This window comes from Agriterribacter sp., from assembly GCF_035497235.1.
GTDB lineage: Bacteria > Bacteroidota > Bacteroidia > Chitinophagales > Chitinophagaceae > Agriterribacter.
On the sequence record NZ_DATJEB010000039.1, the window covers coordinates 22,659 to 47,708 of the forward strand.

22 protein-coding genes are annotated in these 25,050 nt (G+C 42.2%); 11 read left to right on the plus strand and 11 right to left on the minus strand.

The genetic code is table 11. The features are described from left to right. Window position 1: 1 nt before the first annotated feature. The 4 genes from VL121_RS13645 to VL121_RS13660 form a co-directional block, all read right to left on the minus strand. Window positions 2-3,469 carry a TonB-dependent receptor gene (locus VL121_RS13645; protein ID WP_325406193.1) on the minus strand — a complete coding sequence of 1,156 codons (3,468 nt, stop codon included), beginning with the start codon at window positions 3,467-3,469 and terminating at the stop codon, window positions 2-4. A 265-nt stretch (window positions 3,470-3,734) separates the two neighbouring features. Next, the gene (locus VL121_RS13650; RefSeq protein ID WP_325406195.1) at window positions 3,735-4,934 is read right to left on the minus strand and encodes a FecR family protein; all 1,200 of its coding nucleotides are present in this window, start codon (window positions 4,932-4,934) and stop codon (window positions 3,735-3,737) included. 586 nt (window positions 4,935-5,520) lie between these two features. Further along, complete coding sequence (locus tag VL121_RS13655) at window positions 5,521-6,117, minus strand: RNA polymerase sigma factor (protein WP_325406197.1); 597 nt, start codon at window positions 6,115-6,117, stop codon at window positions 5,521-5,523. Between the two features lie 273 nt (window positions 6,118-6,390). Continuing rightward, entirely contained in the window at window positions 6,391-6,519 is a 129-nt protein-coding gene (locus VL121_RS13660) for a hypothetical protein (protein WP_325406200.1), read from the minus strand. A 115-nt stretch (window positions 6,520-6,634) separates the two neighbouring features. Here VL121_RS13660 and tig point away from each other — a divergent pair, with 115 nt between their 5' ends. Continuing rightward, entirely contained in the window at window positions 6,635-8,017 is a 1,383-nt protein-coding gene (tig, locus tag VL121_RS13665; protein ID WP_325406203.1) for a trigger factor, read from the plus strand. 204 nt (window positions 8,018-8,221) lie between these two features. Here the strand turns inward: tig and VL121_RS13670 are convergent, their stop codons facing one another. Then, window positions 8,222-8,458 carry a hypothetical protein gene (locus tag VL121_RS13670; RefSeq protein WP_325406205.1) on the minus strand — a complete coding sequence of 79 codons (237 nt, stop codon included), beginning with the start codon at window positions 8,456-8,458 and terminating at the stop codon, window positions 8,222-8,224. On the opposite strand from VL121_RS13670, the gene VL121_RS13675 reads away from it, so the two are divergent. The 4 genes from VL121_RS13675 to VL121_RS13690 all read left to right on the plus strand — a co-directional run bounded on the left by VL121_RS13675 (window position 8,452) and on the right by VL121_RS13690 (window position 11,749). Beyond that, on the plus strand, window positions 8,452-9,177 hold the full coding sequence (locus VL121_RS13675) for a ClpP family protease (RefSeq protein ID WP_475365508.1): 726 nt from the start codon (window positions 8,452-8,454) through the stop codon (window positions 9,175-9,177). The two genes, VL121_RS13670 and VL121_RS13675, sit on opposite strands and share 7 nt — an antisense overlap. 17 nt (window positions 9,178-9,194) lie before the next feature. Next, window positions 9,195-9,821, plus strand: a complete 627-nt coding sequence (locus tag VL121_RS13680) for a ClpP family protease (protein WP_325406207.1) — start codon at window positions 9,195-9,197, stop codon at window positions 9,819-9,821. Window positions 9,822-10,045: 224 nt separating this feature from the next. Continuing rightward, window positions 10,046-11,278: an ATP-dependent Clp protease ATP-binding subunit ClpX gene (clpX, locus tag VL121_RS13685; RefSeq protein WP_325406211.1), complete on the plus strand. Its 1,233-nt coding sequence runs from the start codon at window positions 10,046-10,048 to the stop codon at window positions 11,276-11,278. 294 nt (window positions 11,279-11,572) lie between these two features. After that, window positions 11,573-11,749 (plus strand): hypothetical protein, encoded by a 177-nt coding sequence (locus VL121_RS13690; protein ID WP_325406214.1) that lies wholly within the window; start codon window positions 11,573-11,575, stop codon window positions 11,747-11,749. Between the two features lie 64 nt (window positions 11,750-11,813). On the opposite strand, the gene VL121_RS13695 is transcribed toward VL121_RS13690, so the two are convergent. The 5 genes from VL121_RS13695 to porX form a co-directional block, all read right to left on the minus strand. Further along, window positions 11,814-12,956: an acyl-CoA dehydrogenase family protein gene (locus VL121_RS13695; protein WP_325406217.1), complete on the minus strand. Its 1,143-nt coding sequence runs from the start codon at window positions 12,954-12,956 to the stop codon at window positions 11,814-11,816. 54 nt (window positions 12,957-13,010) lie between these two features. After that, window positions 13,011-13,949, minus strand: a complete 939-nt coding sequence (locus VL121_RS13700; RefSeq protein WP_325406220.1) for a ComEA family DNA-binding protein — start codon at window positions 13,947-13,949, stop codon at window positions 13,011-13,013. Between the two features lie 135 nt (window positions 13,950-14,084). Beyond that, window positions 14,085-14,861 carry an MBL fold metallo-hydrolase gene (locus VL121_RS13705; protein ID WP_325406223.1) on the minus strand — a complete coding sequence of 259 codons (777 nt, stop codon included), beginning with the start codon at window positions 14,859-14,861 and terminating at the stop codon, window positions 14,085-14,087. A 60-nt stretch (window positions 14,862-14,921) separates the two neighbouring features. After that, window positions 14,922-15,191 carry a hypothetical protein gene (locus VL121_RS13710; protein WP_324559900.1) on the minus strand — a complete coding sequence of 90 codons (270 nt, stop codon included), beginning with the start codon at window positions 15,189-15,191 and terminating at the stop codon, window positions 14,922-14,924. 270 nt (window positions 15,192-15,461) lie between these two features. Further along, window positions 15,462-17,018 (minus strand): T9SS response regulator signal transducer PorX, encoded by a 1,557-nt coding sequence (gene porX / locus VL121_RS13715; protein WP_325406226.1) that lies wholly within the window; start codon window positions 17,016-17,018, stop codon window positions 15,462-15,464. A gap of 96 nt (window positions 17,019-17,114) precedes the next feature. On the opposite strand from porX, the gene VL121_RS13720 reads away from it, so the two are divergent. The 6 genes from VL121_RS13720 to VL121_RS13745 all read left to right on the plus strand — a co-directional run bounded on the left by VL121_RS13720 (window position 17,115) and on the right by VL121_RS13745 (window position 23,790). Continuing rightward, window positions 17,115-18,320 (plus strand): HD domain-containing protein, encoded by a 1,206-nt coding sequence (locus VL121_RS13720; protein ID WP_325406229.1) that lies wholly within the window; start codon window positions 17,115-17,117, stop codon window positions 18,318-18,320. 5 nt (window positions 18,321-18,325) lie between these two features. Further along, window positions 18,326-19,372, plus strand: coding sequence for a UDP-3-O-(3-hydroxymyristoyl)glucosamine N-acyltransferase (lpxD, locus tag VL121_RS13725; RefSeq protein WP_325406232.1), 1,047 nt, complete (start codon window positions 18,326-18,328; stop codon window positions 19,370-19,372). 78 nt (window positions 19,373-19,450) lie between these two features. Then, window positions 19,451-20,854, plus strand: coding sequence for a bifunctional UDP-3-O-[3-hydroxymyristoyl] N-acetylglucosamine deacetylase/3-hydroxyacyl-ACP dehydratase (locus VL121_RS13730; RefSeq protein WP_325406235.1), 1,404 nt, complete (start codon window positions 19,451-19,453; stop codon window positions 20,852-20,854). 112 nt (window positions 20,855-20,966) lie between these two features. Next, window positions 20,967-21,773: an acyl-ACP--UDP-N-acetylglucosamine O-acyltransferase gene (lpxA, locus tag VL121_RS13735; RefSeq protein WP_325406237.1), complete on the plus strand. Its 807-nt coding sequence runs from the start codon at window positions 20,967-20,969 to the stop codon at window positions 21,771-21,773. Further along, complete coding sequence (locus VL121_RS13740; protein WP_325406240.1) at window positions 21,754-22,389, plus strand: ABC transporter ATP-binding protein; 636 nt, start codon at window positions 21,754-21,756, stop codon at window positions 22,387-22,389. Before lpxA ends, VL121_RS13740 begins: the two co-directional genes overlap by 20 nt. A 156-nt stretch (window positions 22,390-22,545) precedes the next feature. Beyond that, complete coding sequence (locus VL121_RS13745; protein WP_325406243.1) at window positions 22,546-23,790, plus strand: cation:proton antiporter; 1,245 nt, start codon at window positions 22,546-22,548, stop codon at window positions 23,788-23,790. A 34-nt stretch (window positions 23,791-23,824) separates the two neighbouring features. Here the strand turns inward: VL121_RS13745 and VL121_RS13750 are convergent, their stop codons facing one another. Further along, window positions 23,825-25,039 (minus strand): alanine dehydrogenase, encoded by a 1,215-nt coding sequence (locus VL121_RS13750; protein ID WP_325406245.1) that lies wholly within the window; start codon window positions 25,037-25,039, stop codon window positions 23,825-23,827. Between the last annotated feature and the right edge of the window lie 11 nt (window positions 25,040-25,050).

The following is a 25,050-nucleotide window of genomic DNA, read 5'->3' on the forward strand; positions in this document are numbered from 1 at the left end:
CTTAAAAAGATAAACCCGCTCCAAAAATAAATTGCTTCATTGTGGGATACATACCTGCGCCGCCGCCAGATACAATATTAGATTCAGGATCAGAAAATTTTACTTTACTAAAAGTAATTAGGTTAGTAGCTGAGAAGTAGACCCTTATATTTGAAACTTTCAGGTTTTTCAGAATATGCTTTGGGATAGTATATCCTACTATAAAGTTTTTCAACCTAAGATAATCACCGCTTTCATACCAAAAATCAGAATTTACATTATTATTATTTGCATTAGGGCCTATATATGCTCTTGGATATCTTGCATTTTGACGTTCTGGTGTCCAATGATTATTATAAAATTCATAATCAGTACTGCTTTGGGTATTAAATAAGGATATGGTCTGGAAGCGTTGATTAATATTAAATGAATTTCTCGCTACGCCCTGGAAGAAAAGTGACAAATCAAATCCCTTCCATTCTACTACGGAAGTAAAACCATAAAAAATCTGAGGATAAGATGAATAACCAACGGCAACCTGATCATTAGCGTCTATTTTGTCATCATTATTAATATCTTCATATTTAATATCGCCCGGGTGTAATTCGCCGAATTGTACAACATCATATCCATCAGCAGCATCAATAACACCATCTCCATTTTTATCATCGGCTGTACTAAATAAACCTAATGAGCGATAACCAAACGGGGTATTGATAGGTCTACCCGTTCTTCTACGATTTGGATTGTTAAACGTAGATTCCGTCTCGAATACTTTTACCATTTTGTTTTTAGCATAGCTGAAATTCCCGTTCAATCCTAATTTTAACCCATTTTGGAACTGGTATTTGCTTCCAATTGTCAGCTCAATCCCATGATTATCCATTATCCCCTCATTTTCATCTGACAGACCAATACCATATTCAAAAGGTACGATCGTAGCGGGAGGTAATAACATGCCTTTCCTCTTTTCAAAAAAATAGTCTGCCTCAATAGAAAGTAAATTGTTCCATAAACTGGCTTCGATTCCAATATCAGATTTATTGGATGTTTCCCAGGTGATATTTGGATTTGGCTCATTATTAGGATAAGCTGCAGGAACCATATTATTTCCAAAAGCATATTGGTTTGGATAGAAACCATATCCAGCCAGATATTGATATGCACTACCTGCCAGATTTCCGGATTTCCCCCATGAACCTCTTATTTTCAGGTTATTGATGAAAGTAAGCTGTTGCATGAATTTTTCTTCAGACAATCTCCAACCTGCCGAAAAGGAAGGGAAAAGAGCAAAACGTTTGCCGGGCGCAAAATAGTAATGTCCATCGTATCGCCCTGCAACCTCAAGCATATACTTACTCTCGTATACATACCCGGCTCTGTAAACATACCCAACATGGATAGATTCCCTTGTACTTCCACCTAAGGTATAGTCACTCGGATTAGAGCTACCCAGGTCATATTCGTCAATCTCCAGCGGTAAATTTTTCATTGAAGTATTTAAGTTTCTGAAATTACCTTTCTGGAGCTCAGCAACTCCAAGAAAACTAATCTCATTGCCTCCAAAAGTTCTCTTAAAATTCATAAACCCCTGGTATGTAAATACCTGCGCTTTATTGTAGGTTTCATAAAGGGCTGCATAAGGGGGGGAATTTTGTTCCATATTTGAGACCTGCCTGGTATAGGTATAAGGTGTTGTAGTCATATCCTGTGTCCAGTAATATGCCGGCTTTGAAAAACCCTTCGTAAAATCATTATATAAGTCATAACTAAAGACACCTTTAATACTTAATCCCTTAATAAATGGAATCTCCTGATCAACAGTAAATGTACTTAGCATGCTTGTTCCGTCAGTCTTATTATAACTTCCGCTATTCAGACCTCCAACTAATGAAACATTATTAGAATTACCCCACTTGCCATCTGAAAAATATAATGAATGGGTAGGCTTAACGAAGTAGAGCCATCTCATCATATTAGCACTTGAGTACTCGGGTGAGAGTTCATTCTTTCTCGTAAACGAATTAATAAGGCCCACATTAACTTTTGTAGTCTTTGTAACTTTTGAATTGATGTTTGCATTAAAGTTATAGCGCCTGAAGTTGAATTGATCAAATAAGCCGTCTTCTTTAAAGTATCCTGCTCCTAAAAAATAACTGGTATTTCCCGCGCCCCCGCTAACCTTAACATTATAGTCCTGAACCGGTATTATTTTATTCAATAAATCCATGCTCCTGGCATCCGGGTATTTATCAGGATCTAAAGCATGATTTGCATTATAACTATTTATAAAATCGGACGTATAAGGTGGTGTAGCGCTACTACTTACATTAGTCGTTGCTTCATTTTGCAATTTCATATAATCAACTGCATTTAAGGGACTGGGTAACCATATTGCCTTTTGTACCCCTCTATATGCGTTGACTGTGAATACAGGATGATCAACTTTTCCTGTTTTTGTTGTAATGAGCAGCACACCATTAGCTCCACCTAACCCGTATGGAGCCACGGCTGCAGCATCCTTTAATACAGATACTGACTCAATAATTGTTGGATCAATATCAGCAATACTATTTCTAACAATTCCATCAATTACAATTAAAGGAGCCGAAGATCCCGTAGTTCCAATTCCTCTGATATGAATTACAGGATTAACACCAGGCTCTCCGCTCACCGGTACTATACTTATACCGGAAATTTTACCAGCCATGGTGTGAGAAATGTTTGAGGCACCCGCTCTTTCCACATCATCACCTTTTACTGAACTGACTGCACCTGTAAGTGTCGTTTTCTTCTGCGTTCCATACCCCACTACCACCACATCATCCAAGCCCGCAACAAACGCCTTCATGACAATATTGAATATAGTTTGTGTTCCAACTTTTATAGTTTGTGCTTCAAATCCTATAAAAGAAAAAACCAGTTCCACGTTATTGGCAGCAGGAACAGGCAACAGGAATCTTCCATCTGCATTGGTGGTGGTGCCGTTTTGGGTGCCTCTAACCGTTACACTTACCCCCTCTAAAGGCTCCTGTTGTTCGTTAGTTACCCTGCCGCTCAGATTGATATCGGCAGGAGGAGAGAGCGTGCCTGAAATAGATTCAAGTGGAGCGATCTGATAGATTTCCTTCTTCCATTTAATAAAAATGGTATTTCCCTCGATGGAATAATCCAATTGCTGGTTTCGGAACACTTCGTTTAAAAACTGCTCTAAGGACATGTTCTCTCCCTGAACAGTAACAGGTTTTGCCTTGCGAAGCTGGCCGGCTTTATAACTTACAAAATAGCCGGTTTGCTGCTTTATTACAGTAAACACTTTTTCGATGGGAACATCTTTTCCTGAAAAAGTAACGGTTTGAGTAAACCCGGTGGCTGCAGCCTGCAGGCAGAGCCCTAAAAGCAGTGCAGTAGTAAGTTGCATGATGCGCAAGGTTTTGGGTAAAATTCCACGAATGCCCCGGCACCGGTGGTTAAAAGCAATGAATTGCATACTTTTGCTCAGTTTTGGGTTAATGAATAAATTGTCTGTTGATCCGGCATTTATAAGGTTAGCCTGAAATTTTGCCGGGTTTCTGTTGCGAGCAGAGCCCGGTTTTTTTGGTTACAAGGTATATGCTCAAGTTACAGGGTTCAGAACACATCTCAAGTTTCAGGGCGCAAGTTTCAGGGAGGTTTCAATTCAGTACCCTGTACCTTTAGACCTGTAACTTGTAACCGGCAACTTGCACCCTGCAACTTGCAACCTGTAACCTGCTTTAATACACTGTCAGTATTTTCCCTTCTAATCTGAAATGTAAATCCTTGTCCTGTAATCCGTTTAAAACTTGTTGTAATGTTAGATTTCTGCCTATTTCTCCGCCTAATTCAATATGGTCAACACTGCCTTCATATTTTATTTCCACATCATACCACCTTGCAATCTGCCGCATAGCATGCTTCAGCTTTACCTGGTTAAAATTGAACACGCCGTTTTTCCATGCCAGGTCTTTGTCTACATTCGTACGGGTTATTTCACCCCCCATATATGCATTACCCGGTGTTAACAGCGTACCGTTCACCTGCACCAATCCTTCTACAAGCGAAGTTTTTACACCTGCTTCATCTTCATAACTGTTTACATTAAACGAAGTTCCTTTTACCGTAATCTCATCTTTATAAGTTCTTACCGTAAATGGTTTCGCCGGGTTTTTAGCTACTTCAAAATAAGCCTCCCCTGTAATCGTTACCTCGCGGGTGTTCCCCGGGAAAGCGGTGGGGTAAGTAATGCTGCTCGAAGCGTTCAGCCACACGGTGGTACCATCCGGCAACTTTAATTTGTATTGTCCTCCTTTGGGAGTGGTCATGGTGTTATATACTACCACGTCCGTTTTACTATATGCCAAAGCCCCATCGCTGATACGAATAGCTAAGTTCCCATCAGTAATCACCTGCTGCCCCTTGTCGTTCAATTCCACTTTCTTTCCATCGCTTAAGGTAAGCACCGCTTTGTTAGTGCCGGGAAGCACATCATTTGCATCCATTGCCTGTACGGGTGCCGTAACTGTTGTCTGTTGGGCAGGAACATCTTTTTTTATGTTATAGTAAAGTAAGCCTGCTCCTACGAACAGCACAGCAGCCGCAGCATAACGCATCCATGGGAACTTCAGGAAACGAATTTTTCCACCACCGCCTGTCGTATACTCTATAGCTTCATCCTCAGTTGCATGGACTGTCTCCGTTTTCTGATCGCTTTCTTTCAAAACAAATGGATCTATTGATCCGGCATCATTGGTTACAATGATCCGTATCATTTCTTTCAGCTTTGCTTCATCATACACAAATACTTCCGAAACTTCCTTATGGTACAATTCCTCAACAATCCTGCTAAGTTTGTGTACGTTATCCGGATCGTTTAATGCTTCCAGTAATTGTTCCTTTTCTTCATCAGAAAGGGTATCCCTAAATCGCTTTTGCAATAAATAGTCAAAATTAATTTTGTCTTTCACATAGAGATTGACACCGCACCGGTGGTTATTGTACCATCAGTCAGGGAAATTTTTTTATTCGGGGGTTGCGCAAGGATTGTCAAATTAATTTTTAGAGTTAGGCACATAGGTCGAAAACATAGATAAAGACTTTGCGCTAACAGCTAATTGATTGTTCATTTTAAAATGTTAACTATTCCGTCAAAGCTAATATCTGCAATCAGGCTATTTCTTCTTTGTTACTTTTTGCGGAAAAAGTAACCAAAAGCCGCCCGAAAACGATTACAGCCCGTTTTTGGGAAGGAGCCTTGATGCAGCTCTCGTACTACTAGTGAATTCAGCTTCATTTCGCTGCTGCTTTCTCATTGCTGAACAGACTGAGAGAGCTTCAGTTTATTATAAAATAAAAATGAGCTATATTTCGAATCATTATGACCTGCGGGCTGATATGCTACGGCGCATACCGGACTCACCAACTAAATGACATTGGCCCTGCGGGGGTCGCAGAGTGGTTGATTTGAGGGCGGAAGTGAGCAGCGGCAAATCCTCCTGATATACTACCGAGGCAATTATTTTCTCACAGAATATCCATTAAAATCAATATCGCAGGAATAGTCAGCCCTCCTCTTTGTGTAAGATACTCCCTAACGAATTGCAGTGCCTCAACAAGCTGGTTGCGTACCGTGTTCTCAGATACGTTCAGGCGTGTTGCTATTTCTTTTCGGGAAAGCCCTTCCTTACGGCTCAGCAAAAACACCTGTTTTCTTTTTGCCGGCAACTTATTCACGGCTTCATCAATCAGCGACTGAGTAAAATTGGCGTCTAACTGTTCTTCCATACCTGCAGAAACAACTGATTGGCTATGGTATTTTTTAATTCTGAGTTCATTCCGGATTTTTGTTCTTAAATAATTGGAAGCCGTGTTCGCCACAACGGTATGTATCCATCCCATAGGATTTTCAATTGCGGAAAATGAACTCCTGTGCAGCCAGATTTTCAGGAATACCTCCTGAAGCACATCGTTGGCCTCACTTTCTGATTTGATAAGAGAAACGGCAAACGGGAATAATTTTTTATACAGAGTGTATACCAACTTTTCAAAAGCCTCTTCGTCTCCATGTACAAGGCGTTCAAATAAAGCATGGTCAATTTGATATGGTATATCCTGTCTCAAGGCTGAAAGTAAATGGCAGATGAAGGTAAGGGAAAAGAATATGGTTTCAAAAGCTGAAAAATTGGGTGCACATTCCAAATTAACCAAGCTGCCTGGCAGCAAAATATAGGATATAGCCTGGATGTTTAGCCGCAGATGCGCAGATCAGATCTGCACATCTGCGGCAATTTCCGTATGGAGGATATATATAATTGTTATACTGCATCGCCGGAAATTGTGACTTTAATAAAATATTAATTAATGGAGCAGTAAGTTTTGGATGCTCAGCGGATGTTAGCTCAATCCGGGTAAATATTCTGAAAGAAATGTGTGTACGTTGCAAACAATAATATTGCCTGTGGTTTTAAATTCACCTATATCCGGCACCACTATAAAATTTCTTTTGGTTTTAAGATCGGCCATACGCTGAGAATTACCTTTACTGATGGGAAGGAATGAATTAGAATTAATACAAAAACCTTACTTTTGCACTCCTTTTTACAATTCTGACAGGAATTTTTAATACACAATATATTTTATGGCAACGGTTACAAGGGAAAATATTGGATTACTGAACGATAAAATAACAGTTACGGTAAACAAAGAAGATTATTTTCCGCCTTTTGAAAAAGCGTTAAAACAATACGCAAAGTCTGCCAATATACCTGGCTTTCGGAAGGGAATGGTGCCGGCAGGCGTTATCAAAAAAATGCACGGGCCGGCAGTATATACCGAAGAAGTGCTGAGAAGCATTGAAAAGGGCCTGGTTGATTATTTAGATAAGGAAAAGCTCGACATTTTTGCGCAGCCACTTCCCGGAGCAGACAATGACCCCGGTAACTTAGACATGAACAACCCCTCTGACTATTCCTTTAATTTTGAAGTAGGACTAAAGCCGTCATTTGATTTACCGGATCTGAATCAAATACCGCTTACCCGCTATAAAATTGAAGTACCGGGTAATATGGTAGATGAAGAAGTGGAAAGACTGAAGGTAAGGCATGGTAAAATGACAGAGCCGGAAACCATTGCTACAGACGAGGATGTGCTGAATGTAAAGTTTGAAGAATCGGATGCAGCGGGTAACGTGGTTGAAAACGGTATTACTAAAGATAATTCGCTCCTGTTAAAATATTTTAACCCTTCCTTTAAAGAGCAATTAACCGGAAAGAAGAAAGACGATAGCATTGTGCTGCAATTAAAAGCCGCTTTTGATGATAAGGAAAGGGAATGGTTAGAAAGCGATCTGGGCATAGATAAAAACAATCCTGCCGACCTGGAAAAGTTCTTTAAGGTAACCATTACCAAAATAGGACTGGTAGAAAAGCGGGAATTCGGTGAGGAGTTCTATGAAGAAGTGTATCCCGGTAAAGCAATAAAAACAGAAGAGGAATTTCGCAACGCTATAAAAGCGGATATCGAAAAAGCTTTTGATGGTCAGAGCCGCAATCATTTTCACCACGAGTTGTACCATGCTTTATTAGACCATACGGTAATTGAGTTTCCCGAAAACTTTTTAAAAAAATGGATGGAAAAAGGGGGCGAGGAAGCCAAATCTCCCGAACAGATAGAAGAAGAATTTCCGGTGTTCAAAAACCAGTTAAAATGGACACTGATCAGCGATAAGATTATAAAAGAAAATCAATTAACCGCATCGCCGGATGAAATACGCGACCAGATCACTCAGGAAGTCCTGGGCTATTTTGGCGCCTCCGGCCTGCAGGGAGGAGATATGTCGTGGATTAACAGCTATGTTGACAGGCTTACCAAAGACAAGCAACAGGTAGAAAATACATATAGAAAAGTTATAAGCGAAAAGGTCTTTAACCAAATGGAAACCAAAGCTACACCGGTTGAGCAACCTATCAGCGTAGATGATTTCAAAAAGCTGCAGGAAGAACATCAGCACCATCAGCATTAAATTTGCAGTTTATCGTTTGTAGTTTATGGTTGCATTTCGCTTCGGATTTGGAATTTATTTGGTTCTTGGTGCTTTTTTAGGTTGCAGGTTCCAAGTTTCAGGATGCAGGGAATATCCGTTGCGCCAATTAACACTCACGTATCAGACCAGGTGAGTAGCTACTATAACGATAGAATAAATACTGCTTCTTTCATTTCTCTCTTTTCACCTCTCACCGCACTCTTCGTTATTGTCTTCGGATTTAGAAATTTTGTCTTCGGATTTAATATTTGATTTTTTTTGGTTCTTGCTTTTTGGTTCTTTATGCTTTCCGGCTGTATTCCTTCGAATTTTCTTTCGAATCTCATATTTTATACTTTCGACATTCTCCTTCAGCATGGCATTTTGTCTGTTTTTTTCTCTTGCATGATATTTGGGTTTATAAATGCCATAAATTGCCATCTATAAATTTAGAAACCGTTGATATTATGAATATTGGAAAAGAATTTGAAAAATATGCGGTAAAACACCGGGGCATTTCCAGCAACACCCTGAATGACTTTACTAAGCACACCGTTACCAATCTTACGCCTAATATTATTGAAGAGCGACCCATGAATGTGGCTGTAATGGATGTTTACAGCCGTTTAATGATGGATCGTATTATTTTCCTGGGCTACCCTATTTCGGAGGAGGTGGGTAATATTGTAACCGCCCAGTTATTGTTTTTAGAAAGTACCGACCGTACAAGAGATATACAAATGTATGTGAACAGCCCCGGAGGATCAGTATATGCGGGGATGGGTGTTTACGACACCATGCAATATATTACGCCGGACATTTCTACCATTTGCACAGGAATGGCTGCCAGTATGGGAGCCGTACTGATGTGCGCAGGAGCTAAAGGCAAACGCACCGCTTTAAAACATTCGCGCATAATGATGCACCAGCCCAGCTCAGGAGCGGCCGGGCAGGCAAGCGATGTGCTGATTACGGTAAATGAAGTAAAGAAGATAAAAAAGGAACTATATGAAGTAGTAGCCTACCATAGCGGGCAGGATGTAGAAAAAATAGCGAAAGATTTTGACCGCGATTTTTGGATGACGGCGCTGGAAGCTAAAGCATATGGGCTGGTAGATGAAGTGTTACTCATTAATCCTAAAAAACAAAAAGAAAAATAACCATATAATATTTGGATATGTATATACACAGCAACAGGAAACCTTTTATTTCGGATGACGAAGACAATCCAGAAACGCCTGAGATGCCTTCCATGGAAAAGATGCTGAGCGGCTGGCAGTTCGACAAAAAATTTATTGAACAGCGTAAGGTCTTTTTGTGGGGTGGGGTAGACGATAAAAGCGCGAAAGATATTACTTCCCGCCTGCTTTATTTAGACGCTATTGACCAGGGCAAGGAAATTACCTTTTATATTAACAGTCCGGGTGGCATAGTTACCAGCGGTATGGTGGTGTATGATGTGATGCAGATGATAAAATCGCCGGTAGCTACAGTGTGTATGGGAATGGCCGCTTCTATGGGCTCCCTGCTGTTAAGCGGCGGCAAAAAGGGTAAACGCTCTATTTTTCCGCACGGAGAAGTAATGATACACCAGCCCAGCGGTGGCGGACAGGGAACTTCTGCCGACCTGGAGATAATGGCGGAACAAATACGTAAAGTAAAGGAGATAAGCGCCCGGATACTCGCTGATAACTGCGGACAAACCATTGAAAAAATAATGGCAGACTTTGACAGGGATCACTGGATGGGAGCAAAAGAATCTGTGGAATATGGCATTGTTGACAAGATAATTGATAAGTTATAACCGGCTTACAATCAGCCGATTGAAAAGCCGCCCACATTGGAGCGGCTTTTTCATACAGCGAAAATTGACATATGTAGGCATTATAATACTGGATTTTTACAAAAAAGTTTCGGACTTTTGCAGCTTATCCTTATCCTTTTTGCCTTAGTAATAGTAAAACCGCTCCCGTATCCCTTGTCAGCCATCCCAAAATAGTTGAACATTAAATTTTTTATTGTATTACAATGGCTAAATCAATTTTACATTGCTCCTTTTGCGGAAGGAGCCGTGATGAGGTAAAAATTTTAATCGCGGGTCAGGAAGGACATATATGCGAAAACTGTGTAGACCATGCCCGGGAAATTATTGAACAGGAACTCATCTTAAAACATGAATCTTCTCATCCCCAGTTTAAGCTTACTGTTAAGAAACCGGTAGAGGTTAAAAAATTCCTGGATGAATATGTTATAGGCCAGGATGACGCTAAAAAAGTGCTGGCGGTGGCGGTATACAATCACTATAAGCGCCTGCAGCACAAAGCCGCTGAAAACGAAGTAGAGATAGAAAAAAGCAATATCGTAATGGTGGGAGAAACAGGAACGGGTAAAACCCTGCTGGCTAAAACCATTGCGCGTATGCTGAATGTACCTTTTGCCATTGTAGATGCTACTGTGTTTACCGAAGCCGGTTATGTAGGGGAAGATGTAGAAAGTATTCTTACCCGCCTGCTCCAGGTTTGTAACTACGATGTGGCCGCAGCAGAAAAAGGCATTGTATATATAGACGAGATTGATAAAATTGCCCGCAAAAGCGATAACCCATCCATTACCCGCGATGTAAGTGGCGAAGGCGTACAACAGGGTTTGCTGAAATTGCTGGAAGGAACAGAAGTGCTGGTTCCTCCGCAGGGCGGCAGGAAACACCCCGAACAAAAACTGATCAAAGTAAATACCCAGAACATATTGTTTATATGCGGCGGTGCATTTGATGGCATAGACAGGGTAATTGCCCGCCGGGTAAATACCAATGCTATTGGATTTAACGTAAATAAAGAACAGCAGGAATACATGAAGAAGAACCTGCTGCAGTATATTAATGCGCAGGACCTCAAATCATTTGGACTGATACCTGAGTTACTGGGTCGCTTACCGGTTGTTACCTACCTTAATCCTTTGGATACGGAAACACTCCGGTCTATCCTTACTGTACCTAAAAATGCCCTCATGAAACAGTATACCAGGTTATTTGAGCTGGAAGGCATTAAGTTAAAAGTAGATGAAGAAGTACTTGATTTTATGGTGAGTAAAGCCATGGAATACAAACTGGGCGCAAGAGGACTGAGAAGCATTTGTGAAAATATACTTACAGACGCCATGTTTGAATTGCCTTCGTCAACAGAAAAAGATTTTCACCTTACGCTCGACTATGCCCAGCGTAAGTTCGATAACAGTAAAATGAGTTTGCTGAAAGTGGCATAAGCCGGCGGCTATTGTCTTTCGTAATACGGATTTACCTTTCGGAACATAGCCCCGGAAGAATATATAGGGGCCATCTCAAAAGTAATATTTTGCCACGAAGTCACTAAAGCACGAAGAAAATAAAACGGGAAGATCAGAACTTTGGGTCCCTGCCGGCAGGCAGGTTTGGGTTTTATTGGCATACCTTCTATTCCGGCCCTTTTGAGATAGCACTGAAAGCTCATGGCTGACTGCTGATAGCCGGCAGCTGACACCTTTTCTCTATCTTCACCCATAAATTTACAAGCTAATTGTATGAAAGAATTAATAGAGCGTTTACAGGCAGAAGCAGGCTTAACTGAAGAGCAGGCTACAAAAGCCATTACACTGGTGAAAGATTTCGCAAAAGAAAAATTTCCCCTGTTTTCAGGAGCAATAGAAAAAGTATTTACCAAATATGCCCCAAAAGAGGACGAAGATTTTTTGCATTAATATCAAGTCTGTGCTTTAAGGCGGCAAGCAAGGCGCGTCTCTTATGGTGCAAAGGAACCCACCTTTAACCCCGTAATACCTCCCGGGCTATTACGATCTTTTGTATTTCACTGGTACCCTCTCCTATGGTACATAATTTACTATCCCTGTAAAATTTTTCCACCGGAAAATCTTTGGTGTACCCGTATCCGCCAAAAATCTGCACCGCGTCATTGGCCACCCTAACGGCTACCTCACTGGCATAGTATTTTGCCATTGCCGCTTCTTTAGTCATGGGCAAACCCCTGTTCTTTTTATCTGCAGCCTGCAATATCAGTAGCTCCGAAGCCATAATTTCCGTAGCCATATCCGCCAGCTTAAAAGATATGCCCTGAAAAGCAGCGATGGGCTGATCAAACTGGCGCCTTTCCTTGGCGTATTGCAGTGCCGCTTCGTAAGCCCCCTTAGCTATTCCAAGCGCCAGGGCAGCAATGGAAATCCTGCCACCATCAAGCACTTTCAGCGATTGCTTAAACCCGTCTCCCACATTACCTAACCGGTTGGCATCCGGGATCCTGCAATGATCAAATATCATTTCCGCGGTTTCACTGGCCCGCATACCCAGTTTATTCTCCTTCTTCCCCCCGCTAAATCCTGCTGTGCCCCGCTCCACTATAAATGCCGTAGCATTATTTTTTGTTCTTGGCTCGCCTGTTCTGGCAATTACTACCGCCACATCCCCCGACTTACCATGCGTGATCCAGCACTTTGTTCCATTTAGTATCCAGTCTTCGCCATCTTTTATGGCAGTAGTTTGCATATTGCCTGCATCACTTCCTGTGCCGGCTTCTGTTAAACCCCATGCGCCTATCCATGCTGCAGTGGCCAGTTTGGGCAAATATTTTTGTTTCTGCGCTTCATTACCAAAAGCAAGAATATGCCCTGTACACAGCGAATTATGCGCGGCAAGGCTTAACCCTACCGATCCGCAAACCTTTGCCACTTCGGCAATAATGGTTGCATATTCCACATAGCCCAGTCCGGCACCTCCATAGGTTTCGGGAACCAGTATACCCATTAAGCCCAGTTTCCCCATTTCCTTAAAAACGTGTACGGGAAACTCCTGGGTTTCATCCCATTGCATTACATACGGCTTTATATATTGCCTGGCAAAGTCACCCGTTGTTTGAGCAATTTGTAACGTTAATTCGTCTTTTTTAAAATCCATACTTATTATAGCAATTATGCAAATTAAAGGAAAATTTTATAAAGCTAACGATTGTTAGTAACTAATATAAGGCTCCAGTTTTTGTAACAGGTCATCAGACAGCATATGAATTTGCTTCAGATCGTCTGCATTTCGAAAGCGGCCATGCTGTAGCCGGTACTGGATAACGGCATTCCCTACCTGATATTTTATATAAGGATGCGCTTTTAACTCATTTATGCCGGCCGTATTGATATTGATCTTTTTTATAGCTCCCGCATCACACTGCAGATGAGGCTTGACTTGCTGAAAAACGGAGTCACTGAGGCCATACACTTCCGCAATCTGTTTCACACTGTAAAAGCCGCCTAATTGCTCCCTGAAACTAATAATGCGGTTAGCCAGCTTATTACCAATGCCCGGCAGGGCAATAAAGGCCGTTGTGTCGGCCGTATTAACAGAAACAATGCGCACACTATATTTCAGGCTGCTGCCGGTATAGGCAGCAGCCTCAGCACTTTTCTCCTTTTTATGCTCCTCCTTTTTTTTAGCAATACGCACATAAGGCAGCAGTCTTTCATAATCCTGCTTCCTTAATCCATATATTCTGCCCATGTCTTCCGCTTTATAAAACCCGCCGCCCTTAGCGGTGAAATTTTGTATGGTTTGAATGGTTTTACCGGATATGCCTAACCGCTGCCACCCTGCAGGCGTTAATGTATTAGGGTCAAAATAAAAGAGGGTTGTACTTACCGGCTCACTGTAGGAAGCCGCAGCTAAAGATGGGTAAGATGCTTCAATGGAATCTTCGTTCTGCTTATGGCGTACTGCCTGTTGCTGCAGTTGCTCCATATCCTGCCTGAACAGGGCATATCCTTTTTCACCGGGCTGCTCATCAGCAACAAACAGCAGCGGTGCAAACCACAAAAGGATCAGCACGATCAATAATGCAATAATTCCATTGCGTTCTTTTTTGCTGAAATTAAAATAGGCTTTCAACCGGTTAGTGCTCATAGGTGCTGTATATGCGCAGGAAAGTTACATAATAAAGATAAGAAATGGTTGTGGAAGAAATTATCGCAGAGGTGTGCGTAGTGAGTGGTCAGAGGTGAAGGCCGCAACTTCAAACCTGATACCTATCCCTGTGGATCACAATGTAAGGCTCAGCCCATCATAAGCCAAATGTATGCCTTCCGGCAATTCATTACTCACATCCGCATGTTTTCCCAACTGGTGGCTGATATGCGTAAAATAAGCGGTTGGTATATTAAGTTCCTTTACTTCCGCTATGGCTTCACTCAGGCTAAAATGAGAAATATGCTTTTCCTTCCGTAACGCGTTTAATACCAATACCTCGCTACCCCTTATTAATTCCCTGCTGTTTTCTTCTATGCGGTTGGCATCCGTAATGTAGGTAAAGTTTCCAAACCGGTAACCCAGCACAGGCATCTGCATATGCCAGACCAATACAGGGGTAATAACAAGGTCATTGATCTGAAAGGGTTCTGAACTAATGGTATTCAAATGGATATTGGGAGCACCAGGATATTTTTTTTCCGTAAAGGCATAAGGAAATTCCCTGATGATCACTTCAAGGGTCATTTCATTGCCATAAATTTCCATGGGTTTTCGCATGAAATAATTGAAACCCCTTACATCATCCAGCCCCGCCACATGATCTTTATGCGGATGTGTAAATACAACAGCGTCTAAACGCTTCATACCGGTTCGCAACATCTGGTAACGAAAATCGGGACCGGAATCTACAACGACACTGGTATGTGCCGACTGCACCAGTATGCTGGAACGCAGGCGCTTATCCTTCTTATCTGTTGAAGTACAAACTTCACAACTACAGCCAATCATAGGCACACCACTGCTGGTGCCCGTACCCAGAAATGTAATTTTTATATCAGGATAACTCACCTGTCAAAGCTAAAAGAAAATGTATAAAGGCAATTGTAAATTTTTCATCAAAGCAATTACTTACTCATTGGCCGGCTTAGCCATCAGCTCTTCGTACAACTTTTGCGATTCGTGGGTAAGCGCATCAAACGTTATTTCCAACTGGGGCATAAGATCGGCTAAGGTATTAATACGGCCTTCGAGCGTAAGAAATTTATTGAGTACCACTACCTTTCTTTGCTGCAAAATACAATAGCCGCTTTGAAAAGTTCCCCTTTCATACCGTATCACATAACCGGCTTCCTGCAGGATGGCTTCAATTTTATTTAATGTGGGTTGGTTAATTTTCATATTGCCGTTTTCCACCGGCAAAGATAACCAATTTGAAATTTGAAATCTAAAATTTGAAACCCGAAGTAATGCACATCCCTTCCTGTGTTTGTTATCTTCAACACACAGGCACAATAGGATCATAGGAAAACATAAGGTATATTAATAACTATGTGTACCGATATTTCCCCTATGCGGCAAATGTCCAGAAACAATAACAAACTGATTGTCATTTCCGAACATCCAAAATTCACGTTATTACAGGTGAGGGACCAATCTTAAATCTCAAATTCATTTATTTGTCATTCGTATTACCGGCACAATCATTTCCTCAATGCTTACACCGCCGTGCTGAAAAGTGTTCCTGTAATAGTTAGAATAATAGTTGTAATTATTGGGATAACAGAGATAACCATCCCCTTTGGCAAAAATAAAAGAAGAGTTAACGGAAGGCACAGGCAGTCCCGCTTCTTTGGGATCACGAAAAGCCAGTACTTCCCGGGGCTCATAGTTTAGATTCCGGCCATGCTTATAGCGCAGGTTGGTGGTTGTTTGCTTGTCGCCAATAACCTTACAGGGCGTTTTTACCCGCACGCTGCCATGATCTGTTGCCACGATCAGCGTAAGGGGTTTATCGGCTATTTTTTTAAGCGCCTGGTGCAAAGGCGAATGCTCAAACCAACTGGCGGTTATACTCCGGTAGCTGGTTTCATCGCTGGCCAATTCTTTCAGCACTTCCATTTCCGTTCTGGCATGGCTCAGCATATCTACAAAATTGTATACAATAATATTAATATCATTTTGCAGCAGGTTATGAATATTATCTACCAGCTTCTGCCCGTCCTGGTGATTAACCACTTTAGTATAGGAGTATTTAATATCGCCCTTGTATAAACGCTTTAGTTGCGCTTTCAGAAATTCTTCTTCAAACAGGTTTTTCCCTCCTTCCTCTTCATCGTTTTTCCATTGTGACGGGAAATGCTTTTCAATGTCCATCGGCATCATGCCCGCAAAAATGGCGTTACGGCAATATTGCGTGGCGGTTGGCAGAATCGAATAAAACGTTTCCTCCTCCTGTATGCGAAAGGTTTCCGCAAAAGCCGGCTGAACGCTTTTCCACTGGTCGTAGCGGAGGTTATCAATTAAAGCAACAAACAGTGGTTTACCTTTTTCAATATGCGGTAATATTTTATAGCGGAATAAAGTATGGCTCATAATAGGCGCGTCTGTGCTTTTAGGATCTACCCATGAAGCATAGTTTTTGCTGATAAACTTAAAAAACTCTGTATTGGCTTCGCTTTTCTGCGATTGAAATACTTCCCGCATTTCGGGGCTGTCGCTTTTTTCCATTTCCAGCTCCCAGTACACTAATTTTTTATACAGATCCATCCACTCGTTGTAATTGGGATTGCTGTTCAAAGCCATGAAAAGATTGCGGAATTCCTGCTGGTAAGCGCTTGTTGTTTTTTCGGCCACCAGCCTGCGGTTGTCAATAATTTTCTTTAAGCTCAGCAATACCTGGTTAGGATTAACCGGTTTAATGAGGTAATCACTGATTTGCGAACCAATAGCTTCATCCATCAGGTTCTCTGTTTCATTTTTGGTAATAAGCACTACGGGCAACTGCTGATTGATCTCTTTTATCCTGGCCAATGTTTCCAGTCCGGTAATGCCGGGCATGGTTTCATCAAGCAATACCACATCCACAATATTTTCTTTCACATAATCCAATGCATCATAGCCATTGGTGAGTGTTTTCACTTCGTATCCTTTATTTTCCAAAAAGAGTTTTTGCGACAGGAGGCTCTCCATTTCGTCATCAACCCACAGTATTTTTGCCAAAGACATGAATAATTATTTTTATGTTTAGCTAATCAAATGTAGTTATTCATTTCCCGCTTTTTACCTTTGCGCCGGTTACCTTATTTTTTTAACATTTTATGCATGGCTTTCAGAAAAATCATCAACGACCCGGTATATGGATTTATTACAATAGACAACCCGTTGATATTTGAAATTATTTCTCACCCCTGGTACCAGCGTTTGCGCCGCATTAAACAAATGGCACTGGCGCATTTGGTGTATCCCGGCGCCGTTCATACCCGCCTGCACCATTCTTTGGGCGCCTACCATTTAATGTGCAACGCCTTGCAGGTATTAAAAGAAAAAGGAACAGCCATTACCGGAGCAGAGGATACAGCCGCAAAAATTGCTATTCTTTTACACGATATAGGACATGGCCCCTTTTCGCATGCGTTAGAAAATGTACTCATGAAAAACGTTCATCATGAGGAATTATCGCTTTTGCTGATGCAGGAACTGAACAGGCAGTTCAACGGGCAGTTGCAAACCGCTATTGATATTTTCACCAATACTTATCCCAAAAAATTTTTACATCAATTGGTAAGCGGACAATTAGACGTGGACCGGATGGATTACCTTACCCGCGATAGTTTTTTTACCGGCGTAAATGAAGGTGTTATAGGTTACGACCGGATTATAAAAATGCTTATTGTACATAATGGCGCGTTAATGGTGGAAGAGAAGGCGATCTATTCTATTGAAAAATTTTTAGTGGCGCGCAGGCTGATGTACTGGCAGGTGTATTTGCACAAAACCGTATTGAGCGCGGAAATGATATTAGTTAAAATATTAGAAAGAGCAAGAGCAACCGGGCTTAAAAACAGCGCCGATTTGCCGGACAGCATATTGAAAAGCTTTTTACTGAACCTGTATAAAGGAAATATCGCAGAACATCTTGAAGCGTTTTGCCAGTTGGATGATACGGATGTAGTGGCTGCAATAAAAAGCTGGCGCCATCACCCGGACAAGGTGCTTTCCCTGTTGTGCAACAGCATTATGAACCGTACTTTGTTTAAAGTAAAATTACAAAGCGCGCCCATTCCCGAAGCAGAGGTGAAACAACTGAAAAAAAATATAATGGAGCGGTTGCACATTAATGAGCAGGCTGCCTCCTATCTTGTATTTACGGGAGAAGCGGTAAGCCGTACCTACAATCCCTTTGATGAAAAGATCAATATCCTTTTTAAAGACGGGGAAGTTAAGGATATATCGCAGGTGGATAATGCCCTGATCCAACATAACCTTTCCGGGCCGGTGAAAAAATTTTACATTTGTTACCTCAAATAATCTTTATGACTTTCACGGCCGCACAGATAGCTTTGCTGATTAACGGAAAAATTGAAGGCAACGCCGATGCCGGAGTACACTCGTTCAGTAAAATTGAAGAGGCAAAAGAAGGCCAGTTGGCTTTTCTTGCCAATCCCAAATATGAAGATTACCTGTATGCTACCCAGGCTTCAATAATCATTATTAATGAATCGCTGGAACTAAAAGAAAAAGTAGCCGGAACGCTAATAAGAGTGCCGGATGCATATAGCGCTTTTGCCGCCTTATTAACGAAATACCAGGAAATGATGTCGCAGCAGTTAACGGGTATTCAACAGCCCTCGTATATTGCTGCTTCCGCCACATTAGGAACAAATGTTTTTGTTGGCGCTTTCGCTTATATAGGCGAAAACGCGGAAATAGGGAACGATGTTAAGCTCTATCCCCACAGTTTTATTGGCGATAAGGTTAGCATTGGCAATCATTCCATCATTCATTCTTCGGTAAGCGTATATCATCATTGCCGGATAGGAAAGCATGTTACCATTCATGCCGGTACGGTTATAGGGAGTGATGGTTTTGGATTTGCTCCCCAGGCAGATGGAAGTTTTACCAAAGTGCCGCAAATTGGAAACGTGGTAATAGAAGATAATGTTGAAATTGGCGCCAATGCCACTATAGACCGTGCCACCATAGGTTCAACTATAGTAAGGGCAGGCGCTAAGTTAGACAACCTGATACAGGTGGCGCACAATGTGGAAGTAGGATATAATACTGTAATTGCGGCACAGGCAGGCGTAAGCGGAAGTACCAAAATAGGCAATAACGTTATGATAGGCGGGCAGGCAGGTATTGTGGGGCATATTACTATTGCGGATGGCGCCAGGATAAACGCCCAAAGCGGGGTAAGCAAATCTATCAAACAACCTAAAGCGGCTGTAACCGGGTCGCCGGCATATGATTATACCAGCACGTTGCGCAGCCAGGCCATATCCCGTAAACTACCGGATTTTGAGAAAAGGATACAGGAACTGGAGCTGCTTGTTAAACAACTAATGGCGGAAAAAGTATAATATCTGCCCATATACACATAGCGGATAACTCACTATACGCCGTTCATCCCTATCTTTGCCCGATAACAAAAACGAATAATGAACGCAAACTTTAATCCAGATAAACAACATACGCTTAAATCGGTAGTAAGTATTTCCGGAACAGGTTTACACACAGGCATTAAAGTGGATATGATATTAAACCCGGCCAATGCGGGTTTTGGCATCCAGTTTCAACGTATTGACCTGGCCGGACAGCCCATTATTAAAGCGGATTGCGACCTGGTTACCGATACTTCACGCGGAACAACGCTGGAAGATAAAGGCGTTAAAGTAAGCACGGTAGAACATATACTGGCAGCGCTGGTGGGTATGGGTGTTGACAATTGCCTTATAGAAATTAACGGGCCGGAAATACCTATTATAGATGGCAGCTCGGCCCCCTTTGTAGAAATAATTGAAGACGCGGGCATACTGGAGCAGGAAGCCACAAAACTATGGTATACCATTGACAGCAATATTACCTATTACGATGAGGAAAAACGGGTAGAAATGGTAGCTATGCCGGCTATCGAATATCAAATTACAACCCTCATTGATTTTAACAGCCCGGTTCTGGGAACGCAACACGCGGGTTTGAAGCACCTCCGGAATTTTAAAACGGAAATTGCGCCCTGCCGTACCTTTTGCTTTCTGCACGAGCTGGAAATGCTGCTGGACAATAACCTCATAAAAGGCGGCGATATTAATAACGCTATAGTAGTGGTTGACAAACCTATAAGTGAGTCCGAAATGGAACGCCTGCGCAAAACTTTTGGCAGGGATAAAATGGAAGTGAAAAGTAGCGGGTACCTCAATAATCTTGAACTGCGCTTCCCCAATGAGCCCGCACGCCATAAATTATTGGATATTGTGGGCGACCTTGCCCTTATAGGCACGCCCATAAAAGCACACATTATTGCCAATCGTCCCGGGCATGCTTCAAATGTAAGTTTCGCTAAAAAAATAAAGCAGCATATTAAGGTAAACAAGCAAATGCTGGATATACCTATATATGATCCTAACCAAACGCCTGTATATACTACACAGCAAATTGAAAAAACGCTCCCGCACCGTTATCCTTTCTTATTGGTAGATAAGATTATTGAACTCACCGATACCCGGATCGTAGGCATCAAAAATGTAACGTTTAACGAACCTTTCTTTGTAGGACACTTCCCTGGTAACCCCATAATGCCCGGTGTATTGCAGATAGAAGCCCTGGCACAAACCGGCGGTATTTTAGCTATTAATGCCTTACCTCCCGGGGAATATGACACTTATTTTGTTAAAATGGATAATGCCCGTTTTCGGCTCAAAGTAGTTCCCGGAGACACAATGATCCTGAAAATGGAGCTGAACGCCCCTATCCGCAGGGGAATGTGCGAAATGCAGGGAACAGTTTACATCGGAAATAAAATTGCTACTGAAGCCACCCTGATGGCACAATTAGTGAAGCGTTAACGATGAATATTATCTTTTCCTTACTTTTGCCCTCGTCAGGAAAACTACCTGACGTTTTTTGTATATATATGAAACGCTGCCTGCGAGGATACCAAACAAGAAATAATCATCCATGATTCATCCCCACACATATATTCATCCCAACGCCAAACTGGCCACGAATGTAAAAATTGACCCTTTTACCGTAATCCACCATAATGTAGAAGTAGGAGAAGGTACATGGATTGGCAGCAACGTAACCATTATGGAAGGTGCAAGAATTGGCAAAAACTGCCGCATTTTTCCCGGAGCGGTTATTTCTGCTATTCCGCAGGATCTGAAATTTGAAGGAGAATATTCTCTTGTTGAAGTAGGGAACAATACTACCATCCGAGAATTTGTTACGATTAACCGCGGTACCAAGGAAAGAGGAAAAACTACCGTGGGCGATAACTGCCTGATACAGGCTTACAGCCATATAGCGCATGACTGCTCGGTAGGCAATAACTGTATTATAACCAATAATACGCAAATGGCCGGGCATGTGGTAATGGGCGACTGGTCTATACTTGGCGGTATGTGTGCGGTACACCAGTTTGTAAAAATAGGCGCCCATTCTTATGTAGGCGGCGGTTCACTGGTAGGTAAAGATGTGCCACCTTATATTAAAGCGGGCCGTCAGCCTCTCAGCTATGCCGGTGTAAATTCTATCGGGCTCAAACGCCGGGGCTTTACTATAGATAAGATCAATCATATATTAGATATTTACAGAACTATTTACAATAAAGGTTTAAATACTTCCCAGGCAGTAGAAATTCTGGAAGAAGAATTTCAGGCCACGGATGAAAGAGATGAGATCGTAACTTTTATCCGCGAAAGCGGAAGGGGCATCATTAAACGCTACACTAAAAACAGCGTGGATGACGATATCGTTGATTAATGCAGGCAAAAGATTTAACAGAGACTGGATATTCCGGCATCTTACCTGTCAATTCTCCGCGGGCGTGGCTTACGCTATTACCGGGCCAAACGGGTCGGGTAAATCCACGCTCCTGCAGGTTATAGCAGGCGCTATTTCCCCCAGCGAAGGGAAGATTGAATACCATCCAAAAAGCAATCAGCAGCATAGCGGCAACCCGGTTAACACTGATAATATTTACCTGCATATCTCTTTTGCCGCACCTTACCTGGAGCTTATAGAGGAAATGACCCTGCAGGAGTTCCTGCATTTCCATCAGCAGTTCAAGCCCTTGCTGGCATCGCCTGCCATTCCGGATATCATTCGTTTAATAGGATTAGAAAAAGCAACCCATAAGCAAATCCGGTATTTCAGCAGCGGTATGAAGCAAAGAGTAAAACTGGCGCAGGCTGTTTTCTCAGATACCCCGGTGTTATTATTAGATGAACCCTGCACCAACTTAGACGCAGAAGGCGTTGCGCTTTACCAGCAGTTAATAGCTGCCTATTGTAAAAACCGGCTCATTATTGTAAGCAGCAACGACCAAATGGAATATGCCTTCTGCACCGAACAATTAAATATCAGTAATTACAAATAACCGCCCTGTTTACACCCGTCCCGTTTTCTCCTTTTTAACGGTCTGTTATTGCCTTTGAGCGGGGCATTCGTGTAAAAAACCTGATCCGGAACATCATTATAAGAGGCATTCAAATATGTTTTTTTAAATTTACCTGACTTTTAAACTCGATGCCGGTTGGAACTCTACTACTCGTTTTCCGTTTTAATTGTATTGGCTTCTTTTTTCGCTTACCTGAATTTGCGGATATTAAAACTGCCTTCCACCATTGGAATTATGCTCATCGCCATTTTCGTTTCTCTCCTGATCAGGATAGCAGGCGCCAATATTTTTCCCAATACAACACTTAGCTTTTTTAATCTTATATCTGAGTTTGATTTTACAGAAGTCCTTATGGGCGCCATGCTTAATTTTCTGCTTTTTGGCGGGGCTATTCACGTAAACTTCGCCGATCTCAGGGAACAGCGATGGCCTATATTCATTTTTTCCACAGTAAGTGTTATTATCTCCACTTTTGTGGTAGCCTTGCTCCTGTATAATGTAGCCCCGCTTTTTCATGAAAATATTCCTTTCATCTATTGCCTCCTGTTCGGCGCTTTAATTTCCCCAACCGATCCTATTGCCGTGCTGGGTATTTTAAAGCAGGCAAAGGTTCCCAAAACCCTTGAAACGAAAATCGCGGGTGAGTCGCTTTTTAATGACGGAGTGGCTGTAGTGTTGTTTGCCGTTGTTCTGCAGCTTACCAAAACTGATGCTGTTGATATTTCTATAGGTTCCATTTCCTGGCTGCTGGCAAGAGAGGCATTGGGTGGATTATTATTAGGCGCCCTGCTTGGCTTAGGAACTTCCTGGGCTATGAAAAGGATAGATGATTATAAGGTGTCGGTACTAATGACGCTTTCGGTGGTAATGGGCGGATACCTTATTGCACATGCAATGCATATTTCCGGCCCGCTTACTATGGTTGCCGCAGGACTTATTATTGGTAATTATGGAAAGAAAGCCGCCATGTCGTCAGAAACAAAAGATTACCTGAATAAGTTCTGGGAACTGATAGACGAGATACTCAATGCCATATTGTTCCTGTTTATCGGCTTCGAATTATTACTGATCCCGGATTTGATCAGCCACCTGGCGCTTGGCGTTTTTGCTATTGTTATTGTACTGCTGGCAAGAATGCTTTCCATCTGGATACCTTACGCTATTGTACCCTTTAAAAACAAGTTTCTCAAAGGCGCACTTACTGTAATGGTATGGGGCGGGCTGCGTGGCGGCGTATCCATAGCGCTTGTTTTATCGGTAGATAACGGGGAACACAAAAACCTGCTGCTTGAGATCACTTATTTTGTAGTCGTATTTTCTATCGTGGTACAGGGACTTACCGTGGGCAAAGTAGCTAAAAAAGCGCTGGCGAATAACTGATAACACATTTACTTCTTCCTTCTTTCCACTTTCTTTACCTCCTGCTGGCAATCAGCAAATTCAGGTCGGTGTATTTTAAATTGAAGCGCTGGCTGAGGTAGATATTGGTTAACGCGCCCTTAAACAGGTAGATACCGCTGCGGATATTGAACTTATGCCATACTAATTTCTCCAGTCCGCCCTCATCGCCTATCTCAAGCAGCAAGGGCATCAGTACATTGCTGATGGCCTGAGATGCCGTGCGGGCAAAACCGGATGGTATATTGGGTACGCAATAATGAATAACACCGTGCTTAATAAATACAGGACTTTCATGCGAAGTGATCTCGGAAGTTTCAAAACAACCGCCACGATCAATACATACATCCATTATTACGCTACCCTGCCGCATAATAGATACCATTTCCTCCGTTGCCACTATTGGCGTGCGCCCACCGAAAGAAGATAAGGCGCCTACCGCCACATCGCAGGTTTTTAATTGTTTGGCTAAAATCTTGGGTTCTATTACAGAGGTCCACATCCTTACCCCTATATTGCCCTGCATACGCTTAAGCTTATAGATGTTATTATCAAATACTTTTACACTGCTACCCATAGCCAGGGCGGTTCTTGCCGCGTACTCTCCAACAATGCCGGCACCTATAATAACTACCTTGGTAGGGGGAATGCCCGAAATACCGCCCAGCAGCATTCCTTTGCCATTGTTGGCATTACTTAAATAGTTACCTGCCAGCAGCATAACGGCGCTGCCGGCAATTTCACTCATACTGCGTACAATAGGATTATGGCCGGAATCGTCTTTAAAGTTCTCAAACGATAAGGCGGTAATGCGCTTTTCCATCATGCGCTGTAATATTTCCGTTTTCATTACGGGCAGGTGAATAGGCGATATGATCGTTTGATTATATTTCAGTAAATCCACTTCCTCTTCATTCACCGGAGCCGATTTCATGATCAGGTCGCATTGAAATACTTCCCGCTTATCATATGCAATTTTAGCGCCTGCATCGCTGTAATCCTTTTCAGAAAAATGTGCACCTTCTCCCGCGCGATGCTCTACCACTACCCGGTGGCCGTTGTTCGTAAGCACGCTGATAGCATCAGGCGTTAATGCAATCCTGTTCTCCTGGAAAGAATTTTCCTTTGGAATTCCAATCAGCAACTGCGCTTCACGTGGCTTAATATCTAAAGTTTCTTCTAAAGTTTCGTAGTTAAACGATGTCCCTACAAATGGCTTCTCTGCCGGCATAAACTGGATAG